This window comes from Lonsdalea britannica (assembly GCF_946477055.1).
GTDB classification, from domain to species: domain Bacteria; phylum Pseudomonadota; class Gammaproteobacteria; order Enterobacterales; family Enterobacteriaceae; genus Lonsdalea; species Lonsdalea britannica_A.
This window is the reverse complement of sequence record NZ_CAMKXG010000112.1, coordinates 1-10,878: the sequence shown is the minus strand read 5'-3', so window position 1 is coordinate 10,878 and position 10,878 is coordinate 1. Positions and strand designations below refer to the sequence as shown.

11 protein-coding genes are annotated in these 10,878 nt (G+C 56.3%); 5 read left to right on the top strand and 6 right to left on the bottom strand.

Going from position 1 to position 10,878, the window contains the following annotated elements; translation table 11 throughout:
• Nucleotides 1-254: 254 nt before the first annotated feature.
• From ahpF to Q7O77_RS09390, 4 genes are all read right to left on the bottom strand, one after another.
• On the bottom strand, nt 255-1,820 hold the full coding sequence (gene ahpF, locus Q7O77_RS09405) for an alkyl hydroperoxide reductase subunit F (RefSeq protein ID WP_085653146.1): 1,566 nt from the start codon (nt 1,818-1,820) through the stop codon (nt 255-257).
• A 78-nt stretch (nt 1,821-1,898) separates the two neighbouring features.
• A complete protein-coding gene (ahpC, locus tag Q7O77_RS09400) occupies nt 1,899-2,462 on the bottom strand; it encodes an alkyl hydroperoxide reductase subunit C (protein WP_085653145.1) in 564 nt (187 codons plus the stop codon).
• 226 nt (nt 2,463-2,688) lie between these two features.
• A complete protein-coding gene (locus tag Q7O77_RS09395; RefSeq protein ID WP_085653143.1) occupies nt 2,689-3,489 on the bottom strand; it encodes a pyrroline-5-carboxylate reductase in 801 nt (266 codons plus the stop codon).
• Between the two features lie 413 nt (nt 3,490-3,902).
• On the bottom strand, nt 3,903-4,604 hold the full coding sequence (locus Q7O77_RS09390) for a GntR family transcriptional regulator (RefSeq protein ID WP_304166177.1): 702 nt from the start codon (nt 4,602-4,604) through the stop codon (nt 3,903-3,905).
• A gap of 680 nt (nt 4,605-5,284) precedes the next feature.
• On the opposite strand from Q7O77_RS09390, the gene Q7O77_RS09385 reads away from it, so the two are divergent.
• From Q7O77_RS09385 to Q7O77_RS09365, 5 genes are read left to right on the top strand one after another with little or no spacing between them, the layout of a single operon-like run.
• Nucleotides 5,285-6,397 (top strand): ABC transporter substrate-binding protein, encoded by a 1,113-nt coding sequence (locus Q7O77_RS09385; protein ID WP_304166175.1) that lies wholly within the window; start codon nt 5,285-5,287, stop codon nt 6,395-6,397.
• A 45-nt stretch (nt 6,398-6,442) separates the two neighbouring features.
• Nucleotides 6,443-7,336, top strand: coding sequence for a branched-chain amino acid ABC transporter permease (locus Q7O77_RS09380; RefSeq protein WP_085653140.1), 894 nt, complete (start codon nt 6,443-6,445; stop codon nt 7,334-7,336).
• A complete protein-coding gene (locus Q7O77_RS09375; protein WP_304166170.1) occupies nt 7,329-8,219 on the top strand; it encodes a branched-chain amino acid ABC transporter permease in 891 nt (296 codons plus the stop codon). The genes Q7O77_RS09380 and Q7O77_RS09375 overlap by 8 nt, the downstream gene beginning before the upstream one ends.
• Nucleotides 8,216-8,995, top strand: coding sequence for an ABC transporter ATP-binding protein (locus Q7O77_RS09370; RefSeq protein WP_304166168.1), 780 nt, complete (start codon nt 8,216-8,218; stop codon nt 8,993-8,995). Before Q7O77_RS09375 ends, Q7O77_RS09370 begins: the two co-directional genes overlap by 4 nt.
• A complete protein-coding gene (locus Q7O77_RS09365) occupies nt 8,992-9,711 on the top strand; it encodes an ABC transporter ATP-binding protein (protein ID WP_085653136.1) in 720 nt (239 codons plus the stop codon). Before Q7O77_RS09370 ends, Q7O77_RS09365 begins: the two co-directional genes overlap by 4 nt.
• Before the next feature lie 122 nt (nt 9,712-9,833).
• Here Q7O77_RS09365 and Q7O77_RS09360 read toward each other — a convergent pair whose 3' ends face one another.
• Nucleotides 9,834-10,586: an SDR family oxidoreductase gene (locus Q7O77_RS09360; RefSeq protein WP_304166164.1), complete on the bottom strand. Its 753-nt coding sequence runs from the start codon at nt 10,584-10,586 to the stop codon at nt 9,834-9,836.
• Nucleotides 10,587-10,617: 31 nt separating this feature from the next.
• Nucleotides 10,618-10,878: 4'-phosphopantetheinyl transferase (locus tag Q7O77_RS09355; protein WP_304166160.1), on the bottom strand; the 261-nt coding region annotated here is incomplete at its 5' end.

Below are 10,878 nucleotides of genomic sequence, written 5' to 3'. Positions count from 1 at the left end.
TTTTGTCGTTCAGAGGAGAAAGGTGGGATATTAGCTCAAGACTCGACGCGAGTTTGCAACCTAGTGACACGCCCATTCAGTCATGTATGCGCGATCCCTTTCCAGACGCGTTGAGCCGTAATAACTAACGCGTCTGAAGATCTCGCCACACGTTGGAGACAGACGAAAAAAAACCGCTCAGCCAAGCCGAGCGGTTTTTCAGACACTAACACAACAAGCGTATTTTTCACGGCGCCCCAGCGCCGTACAGACGGTTATGCCGACTGCGTTCTGATCAGGTAATCAAACGCGCTCAGCGAGGCTTTCGCCCCTTCGCCGGTGGCAATGATGATCTGCTTGTACGGCACCGTGGTGCAGTCGCCCGCCGCGAAGACACCTTTAACGCTGGTTTCGCATTTCGCGTCGATCTCGATTTCACCAATGCGGTTTCTCGCGACCGTCCCTTCCAGCCATTGGGTGTTCGGCAGCAGACCGATCTGAACGAAGATCCCTTCCAGAGCCAGCTCGTGTTCAGTTTCGCTAACGCGATCCTTATACGACAGTCCGGTCACTTTCTGGCCGTCACCTTTCACTTCCGTCGTCTGCGCGTTAACAATGATATCAACGTTCGGCAGGCTACGGACTTTATCCTGCAGCACGGAGTCTGCTTTCAGTTCAGGCGCGAATTCCAGCAGCGTCACATGTTTCACGACGCCTGCCAGGTCGATGGCCGCTTCGACGCCGGAGTTGCCGCCGCCGATGACCGCCACGTGCTTGCCTTTAAACAGCGGGCCGTCACAGTGCGGGCAGTAGGTCACACCACGGGTGCGATACTGATCTTCGCCCGGCACATTCATGTTTCTCCAGCGAGCGCCGGTAGAGATGATGATGGTGCGAGACTTCAGTACCGCGCCGGAGGCGGTTTCAATCTGATGCGGCATGCCGGGCTCAGCACCGGGGATCAGCGCCGTAGCGGTCTGCGCGTCGATCACATCGACATCGTAGTCATCGACGTGGCTTTTCAGCGCGGTCGCCAGTTTGGCGCCTTCAGTTTTCGGCACGGAGATGTAGTTTTCAATGTCTACGGTATCCAAGATCTGGCCGCCGAAACGTTCGCCCATCAGACCGGTGCGGATCCCTTTACGCGCAGAGTAGACGGCAGACGCCGCTCCGGCAGGACCGCTACCGATGATCAGCACGTCGTAGACCGAACGCTGATTCAGCTGTTCAACCTGCTTGGCGCTGGCGCCGGTATCGATCTTGTTGACGATTTCGCTCAGGGTCATACGACCCTGGCTGAAGTGTTCGCCGTTCAGGAACACGGTCGGAACGCCCATGACGTTACGGCTTTCGATTTCGTCCTGGAATACGCCGCCATCGATCGCGCTGTGGGTGATGTTCGGGTTCAACACTGACATCAGGTTCAGCGCCTGAACGACGTCGGGGCAGTTGTGGCACGACAGCGAGTAGTAAGTTTCGAAATGGAACTCGCCATCCAGACCACGAATTTGATCCAGTAATTCCTGGGATTCTTTAGACGGGTGCCCGCCCACCTGCAGCAAGGCCAGCACCAACGAGGTAAATTCGTGTCCCATCGGTACGCCGGCAAAACGCGGACCGCTCTGGGAACCCGGATTGGTAATAAGGAAAGAAGGTTTGCGCACTGGCAGGTCGTTGTTTTCGGTGAAACTGACCTGTGCGGATAATCCGGCGATCTCAGTCAGCAACTCTCTAACTTCAGAAGATTTTGCTGAGTCATCCAGCGTCGCGACTAACTCAACAGGTTTGGTTAATTTTTCCAGGTAGGCTTTCAACTGGACTTTCATTGTATTGTCGAGCATTGATTATCCCTCAGTGCGAAAAAAATCGGGTGCTGAGCACCCGATAAAAACATCAATAGAGTATTAGCGAGAGCAGGCTTAGATTTTGCCGACCAGGTCCAGAGACGGAGCCAGAGTCGCTTCACCTTCTTTCCATTTGGCAGGGCAAACTTCACCCGGGTGAGCGGCAACGTACTGTGCGGCTTTCACTTTGCGCAGCAGGTCGGATGCGTCACGGCCGATGCCTTCAGCGGTGATCTCAACTGCCTGGATGATGCCCTGAGGATCGACGATGAAGGTACCACGGTCTGCCAGGCCTTCAGCTTCACGCAGGTTTTCGAAGTTACGGGTCAGCTGGCCAGTCGGGTCGCCGATCATGGTGTATTTGATCTTGCCGATGGTTTCTGAGCTGCCGTGCCACGCTTTGTGCGTGAAGTGAGTATCGGTAGACACAGAGTAGATTTCTACGCCACGCTCCTGGAATTCGTCGTAGTAATCAGCCACGTCGCCCAGTTCGGTCGGGCAGACAAACGTAAAGTCAGCCGGGTAAAAGAAGAACACACTCCACTTACCTTCAATGTCTTTTTCAGTAACTTCGATGAACTCACCGTTTTTGAAAGCCGTGTTTTTGAATGGTTTAACTTTGGTGTTAATTACTGACATCACTTTATCCTCATGCGTGTTGGTATGGGGCTAAAGTACAGAAGTGCGCCGTGACGGGCTAATGCGTTGTCGTTATCGAATCAATAAGCGATACCTTGCATGATAACGATGCGTCGTGATGAGAAATGGGCTGAGGGGAGCAGGATACCGTGCCGAACCGCGGCACAGAGCCGCTTCGGCACGGTATTCATTATTAGGAATGTCCTCGCAGGACCGGGCGTGTCGCTTATGATTTCGCCAGTTCAGTGGTGCGTTTGACCGCCGCCAGCACGCTACGCTGCAGCCCGGCGGCAAAGTCGCTATTGTTCAACTCGTACAGACCATGCATACCAACACCCGCCGGCGAGTTATTGATGTCCAGCAGCTGGCGCGGATGTTTGCCGCTGATATTGAGCATCGCTACCGCGCCGACCAGATTTTCATAGGCGACCTGCGTCGCCTGTTGGCGTGGCAACCCGGCCAAGACACCGGCATCGACCAGCGACTCGATGAAATAATAGACGTAGTTAGGACCCGCGACGCCGAAGCCGGTAAAAATATCCAGAAGCCGCTCTTCCAGCAGCATCACTTTGCCAAAGCTTTCGAGGAATTCGCAGAGCGGCGCCTCTTCGACCTGCGAATTCAGCACCGCGCCGCTGTAACCGTAGCCGGTATCCGTCAGCGTATTCGGGATCACGCGCGCAATGGGGCGTGTTTCGCCAAGCTGTTCGGTCAGGGTCGCCAGCGTGACGCCAGCGATGATGGACACCACTGTCGCCTCGGGTGCCGCGTGCTGACAGATGCGAGCAGACACCGCTGCAATATCATCCTGCGGGCGAACGCCCACCACTATATAGTCGGCTGCAGCCAGCGCGGCATCCCCACTCAGGGTCGATGTCAGCTGGTAACGTTCCGTGAGCGTGGCGATCCGTGAGGCGTCGATATCCTCCAGCGTCACGGCATCACGCGCCAGCTTGCCGCTGTTCAGCGCCGCCCGAATAATGGCTTCCGCCATTTGCCCTGCCCCGATAAAGTGAATTTGACTCATGATTTTCCCCTGAAAATGACATAACAGATTCTGTGTGATGAACAGGCGCGTAGCCCAAAGCGGCCCCCATTCCCTTTTTACCCGACCGCAGACATCGCACGTCAACATCCGCCAACGTCGTCTAATGGCCCAGAACGTAGCCCATTCAAACGGTCTTTCGGTCATCAAGTGAAGCGGTGCTTTGTTTTGCGCGGTATCACTGTTTGGCGCGCGCCGCGTTCTCAGCAAAGAGGCATGCCCGTCGTCAACGACGTGGGCACCAATAAGCTAAACGAAAGCATCAATTTTTCTTTTGTGGCTATTTCATGGCCGCGATAGTTCTGCGAGGGAATAAAGCAAGACCGCTTATCTTTGTATATTTTGGCGCATCACCCTTAAAGTCGCTTTATTCGGGATGTTCCCGCAGAGATTATTTAAAATGATCTAATTTTCCGAAATAAATACGCGCCAGTCCTTCTTTCGTTACCGCGATAGCGTGATCGGCACTGAGCGAAACATGTTTTTCCATTAGCGCCGCGTTCAATATCACGCTGACGCAACGCATCGATAATACCGATATGTTCATCGTAGGCATTATTACGACGGCTGGGCGTTTCCAGATCGATTCGGCGGAAAAAGCGGATCAGGGAGTTCAAACTTTCGAGCGTTTCGTACAGTCGACTGTTACGCGTGATGCGGGCAATAGCCAGATGAAAAGCCTCATCGTCCTCGGCCACTTTCGTCCAATCGGAGATGGTTTCCGGGTCGGGAAGCGCCCGGCAACTCTCTTCCCAAATCGCCGCCGTTTGTTCTATCTCTTCCTCGCTAGCCCGCTGGCAAGCCAGTCGGAATGCGGCCTGTTCAACAATCGCGCGCATTTCATAGAGGTCGTGTACGCCTTCGGGCGTAATGTCGCGAGAGTAAAAACCTCGGTTGGGAACGAAGCTCATAAAGCCATCCTGCGCCAAGCGATTCAGCGCCTCCCGGACCGGTGTGCGGGATACGCCCAGACGTGCGGCCAGCTCAACTTCGTTAATTCTTTCGCCCGGTTTAAAGTGATAATCGATCGCCAGCGCTTTCACCGCTTCATACACTTTTTCCACGCTGTCCGCACTGCGCACTGTTTTCGAACTCACCGGCACGTTATTTCCTCTCGACAGCCGACACGGGGTTGGCACGGGATTTTAATGATTCATTGCCGTATTCGGGGGGATGAGCGCCCTATTAAGTACGGCGTAAATGAGCTTAATTAAATTGATAACATGCCTGAATTCATAACACAACGACGATGTGCATACACTTCTATCCACACCTAAAACCAAGAATGAAAATACAATCCCAACCTTGTTAATAACGAGAAAAAGAAAATAAGGCGATAATGATAAAACAATGAAATCTTGCACAACGGTGAATCTACATGCACCAACCTGAAGCAATTTCGTACAAAACAGTGGTTTTATTCCATCTATTTATTATCTATTCGTATTCCGTATAAATAATAAAAGTCGCGTTTTCAATGGTTGAACTTATAACGTGACTCCTTGTTATTACTATAAATATTAGTTAACCGACAGAAAAAATGGCCTCCCACTTTCCCGCTAAAGAACGTTTTTTGACCGGGGTGGCATAGCAATTGCTGCAACGTTTCTGGCAAAGTGTATTCACTTCATCATTCACTTTGTCATTCACTTGGTGAAGCCCCGGATTGCGGGGTGTTCCGCCCTGACGGTGGCAGTCTCGAATATTAATAACAACGCCAGGGATGAAGCCCACAACAGCTCCGCCTTATTGATGATTCCGACCAGGAGAAACAGGTATGACCGTGCATTTTCGTCAGGCTTTCTTAGCTTCAGCGCTGCTCGGCGGCGCACTCTTCGGCGCAACCCTGCCCGCACAGGCGGATGTGAACGTCGGCGCTATTCTGCCGCTGACCGGCGTCAGCGCCACCATCGGCGAAGACATGCGTCGGGGAATCGAATTAGCCGTGGATCAAGTCAACGCGAACGGCGGCGTTAACGGTCAGAAACTGGCCGTGATTATTGAAGATTCCGCGGGTAGTCCGGTCACCGCGCTTGATGCCGTACGCAAACTGACGCAGGTCAACAACGTGCCGCTGGTCGCCGGGGAGTTCTCGTCCAGCGTGACCATCCCCGTCGGGCAATATCTGGTGAAAAATCAGCGCGTTCATATCAACATCACCTCCTCAAGCACCGATATGCGCAACGTGGGTAAATACTCCTATAGCGTGATCGGCCTGGCCGACCTGGCGACGCGATTCTCCGCCAAAGACGTATATGAAATGGGCTACCGCAAAGTGGCGTTTGTCGCCCCCAACGGCGCCTACGGCCAGAGCATGCTGGATCAGTTCAATAAAGATTTTCAGGCGCTGGGCGGCAAAGTCGTCGCCAAAATGCTCTACACCGGCGGCCAGTCGTCCTACCGCCGCGAGCTGAGCCAGCTCTCCCGCGTCAAGCCTGACGCCTACGTCTACACCACCTACGGTCAGGATGCGGTGGTGCTAAACCGCGAATCCTATGAGCTGGGTCTGAACAAAACGCTGTGGTACGGCATGTATCTGACCATGAGCACCGCCAACACACCGGCAGAGTACATCGAAGGTCGTGTGGGGATGGAAGTCGCCGGTACTGGCGATCAGGGACAAGGTTACATTGACCGGTTTAAACAGCGTTATGGCACCGCTCCGCAGTCCGCCTACAGCAGCTATGCCTACGACAGCATCACGCTGGCCGCCGCCGCGATCAACAAAGCGGGCAACGCCGACCCGGCGGCACTGCAGGCAGCCATGCAGAGCATCGCGCCGCATTTTGACGGCGTAACCGGACCATTGAATCTCGGCGCCGATAATCAGCGCCAAACGCAGCCGTATAAGAAAGTCAAAGTCGTCAACGGTATTCAGGAACTGCGCTAAGCGGTAGTGGGCGTTCGCGCCCCGGTTCCCTTTCAGGAAGAGTCTATGCTTCAGTTCATTCTCGATACCTTGCTCCGCACTGCGGACCTTGCGCCCATCGCGCTCGGTCTCAGTCTGGTCTACGGACTGGTACGATTCGCCAATGTGGCGCACGTGCAATATGCGATGGTGGGTTCCTTCATGACGGCCGCGCTGCTGCGGATCGGCTGTCCGTTCCTGCTGGCTATCCTGCTCGCCAGCGTACTGACCGGTGCGATGGCGACGCTGCTGCACCATGGGATCTTTCGTCGCCTGGCGCAGTCCGGTCCGGCAAGCGCCATGATCGGATCGCTGGCTGTGTCGATGATCCTGATCGCCCTGATTCTGGGGATCGCCGGATCGTCGCCCGTCAGCTACAACCTCCCGCTCAGTCCGACGCTCTCGCTGGCTGATAGCTTCGTCTCCCGTAACCAGCTGTGGACGCTCGGCGTCACAATGGTGTTGCTGGTCGCCTTCGGCGCGCTGCTGTTTTATACCTCGCTCGGACGCTCCATTCGGGCTCTGGCGAGCAACCGCGATCTGGCCGCCGCATCGGGCCTGAACGCCGATGCGCTGGTGCATACCGTCAATTTCATCGCCGGTACGCTGGCAGGACTCGGCGGCTCCATGCTGGCGCTTAACTCCAGTGCCTATGTTAATCAGGGCAGCGATCTGCTGCTGCCGATTCTGGCCGCCGCCATTCTGGGCGGGCTGGGTAATCCGCTAGGCGCCGTCTTCGGCGCGCTGCTGATTGCGGCTACCGAAACGCTGGTCACTAACCTCGACTTCGGCTGGCTATTCGGCAGTGAACTGGTGTTCATCCCCGTCACCTACATCAATGCGGCGTCGTTCGTCATTCTGCTGCTGGCGCTGCTGCTGCGTCCTTACGGCCTGTTTAACCGGGAGGTGCGCCGTGTCTGATTTCCTGCTCCACCTTATTAGCATCACCGGCATCTACGCCCTGATTGCGCTCGCGCTGAACATTCAGGCGGGCTACGCCGGACTGTTGAATTTCGGCCATATCGCCTTTGTCGGTATCGGCGCTTACTCCGCCGGAATTGGCGCCCGACTGGGGCTTTCCTTTGTCGAAGCCAGCGCGTTCGGCATGGCGCTTTCCATGCTCATCGGCGCAGGCATGTCGGTGCTGGGTCGCCAGCTGGCGGCGGATTACTGGGGGATTGCCACACTGGCCGTCGCCGAGATCATTCGCACGATCGCGATCAATGAAGACCAGCTGACCGGCGGCGCGCAAGGGCTGGGCAACATCGTCCCGCTGTGGTCCACCGGCTCCACGCAGGGAGACGGGCTGGTTTTCGCCGTGGTGATCCTGTTAGCCGTCGCGCTGGTGGCGCTGCTCTCGCATCGGCTGGGTAAAAGCCGCTTCGGGCGGGCGCTACGCCTGATGCGCGAACAGCCTCAGCTGGCGACATGCATGGGCTATCACCTGCAATGGCTGAAATGCCGCACGCTGATGTGCAGCGCGGCGATCGCCACCGCCGCGGGGATCCTGATGGCCTATTACACCAGCTACGTCAGCCCCGATTACCTTCTGCCCTCCGAAACCTTCCTGATCTGGAGCATGGTGATGATCGGCGGTATCGGCAATGTCGCGGGCGTGCTCTTGGGCGTTCTGGTCGTCGAATGCCTGTATACCTTCATTCCTTTCGCCAAAGACCTGTTCAATATCGGTTCCGATATCACCGGCGCGCTGCGTCTGGGCACGGTCGGCGTTATTCTGCTGGCCTGCCTGTTGTGGCGTTCCGGCGGATTGCTGCCTGAAAAATTAAGGAAGATGCCGTCATGACGCCACTGATGCAGATCGAGAATGTCAGCAAAGCCTTCGGCGGTAACCGCGTACTGAAGGACGTCAACGTCACACTGCATCGAGGAGAGATCCTCGGTCTGCTGGGACCCAATGGGTCAGGAAAAAGTACGCTGCTGAATGCGATTTCAGGATTCACCCCGATAGATGGCGGCGCCATTCGCGTCGCTGGCCAACGTATCGATAAGTTGCCGACGCATCGCATCATTCAGTCCGGTGTTGCACGCACTTTCCAGCTCCCCGCTATGCCGCAAAAAATGACGGTGATGGAAGTGGTGATGACGGCGGGCACGCGGCATCACGGTTTCTGGAGCAGTCTGCTGTCGCTACCGGCGACTCGACGCGCCGAACAGGCAGACCGCGCCAAAGCGCAGGCGTTGATTGACGCACTGTTGCTTAATCCCGTGCGCGACCTGCCCGCCGCAGCGCTGTCCGGCGGTCAAAAAAAGCTGCTGGGCATCGCCTGTGCGCTGATGGGCGATCCGCAGATTCTGATGCTGGACGAGCCGATGGCCGGCGTTCACCCCAACCTGCGACGGGATATTGTGGAAACGCTACTGCGTTTGAATCGCGAGGGGCTGTCGCTGGTGATTATCGAACATGATATGCACTTCATTCGCGAGCTGTGCCAGCGCTGTATCGTACTGGATCGCGGGCACATCGTCGCCAGTTGCCATCCAGATGAGTTGGCGAATAATCAGCTGGTGCTGGACGCTTATCTAGGCCGCAGCGCCCAGACTCAACAGGAGGCCGTATGATTACGTTGCACGACGTCGTGGCTGGCTATACCCCCGGCATCGATATCCTTCAGGGCATCTCCCTGCAGGTGGATAACGCGGAAATTGTCACGCTGCTCGGCCCCAACGGCTGTGGTAAGTCAACCTTGTTGAAATGCATCGCGGGCTACCTGACGCCACGCGGCGGGCAGATTCTGTTGGACGATCGCGACGTGGGCAGAATCCCGATCCATCGCAAAGTTCGTGAGTGCTCACTTGGCTTTGTGCCCCAGACGGACAACGTCTTCAACAACCTGACTATCAAAGAAAATTTGCAAACCGGCGGTCAGTTTCTGCCGGACAGACAGCGCCGACAGCGAATGGAAGAGCTGTGCGAACGCTATCCGCTGCTGCGCAAGAAATGGCGCGCAACGGCATCGGCGCTTTCCGGCGGGGAGCGTCAGATATTGGCGCTGACTCGCGCCCTGATGCCCCGGCCCGCAACCCTGCTGCTGGACGAGCCTTCCGCCGGGCTCTCGCCCAAAATGCTGACGGATGTCTTCGACGCTATTCAGGCGATTCGTCGGGAAGAGAACGTGGCGATATTGATGGTGGAACAGAATGCCATGGAAGCCCTGCATATCTCAGACCGGGCCTATGTGCTGGCGTTGGGAAAAGTCGCACTGACAGGCAACGCCAGCGAGCTGCTCAACGATCCACGTATGCGAGAGCTGTATTTGGGCGGACGCGCCGCGTAACGTTCCTGAAACAGGCTGATGATGTAAGGCTCATAAAGTAAGTGAGCATTCACTAAAAAAACAGGCGGAACCGAAGTTCCGCCTGTTTTGCATCTATTTTTCGAATAACGGCTTTCGCGAGGTCATTCCGCCTCTGGCGAATTGAAAGCCTGAAGCAACGCGTCGTAGTCCTCACTGCGCGGCGCGTCACGCAGCGGACGAGCCCGCGCGACGACAATCTCCTCTGACTCGGAATTCGCCTGCAACAATGCCATCGTCTCATTGATAAACGCGTCCAACGGCATTGCCCGCGGATCGTGCCCTTGCTCACCCTGCAAACCTGTCTGCACCCAAGGCGGTATCACCTCTATGACCTGCACCGCGCTATCGCGCAGCTGAAAACGCAGCGATTGCGTATAAGAGTGCAGCGCGGCTTTACTCGCGCAGTACGTTGGCGTGGCCGCCTGCGGCAGAAACGCCAGTTCGGACGTCACGTTAAGGATCGCCGCACGGGGTTGCTGGAGCAGATGCGGCAACAAGGCGGTGGTCAGATAAATCGGCCCCAACAGATTGGTGGAAACCGTCTCCTGCACCGTCTGCCAGTCACGTTCGGTCACGTTTTCCTGCCGCTGGATTCCTGCGTTATTGATCACGCCATTCAACGTGGGAAAACGCGCCGTCAGCTGCTGGACGAAAGCCGCCACGCCGTCCGGAGAACGCTGGTCAAGCGCGAGATACGCCATGCCCGGATGGGCAGAGGCGACCTCGCGCAGACGGGAGACGTCGCGCCCGGCAATGACGATCTGGTTGCCCGCGCGATGAAAGGCTTCCGCCAGTCCGCGACCTATCCCAGAGCCACCGCCAGTGATCAGCAACGTGTTCCCCGTCATCTTCATCGTCGACTTCCTTCGAGCGTGCCGTTATCCATTATTGGTGATAAATAAACGTGATCACATCCTGCTCTCGCAGCTGATACGTCCCGCTAAAGCGCCGCCCCCTCGGGAAGTCGGGCGACAGGTCGCACAACAGTTCCAGAGTGAAGGTGTGCCGGACGTTATCCAGCGTCACAAGTTTGACATCCAGAAAATCAAAATAGTGTTTCACCTGCGGATACAGCGCCTTGTACAAACTCTCCTTGGCGGAGAACGCCAGCGTCAGCAACGTCGAGAAACGACCGGGGAACGTCTC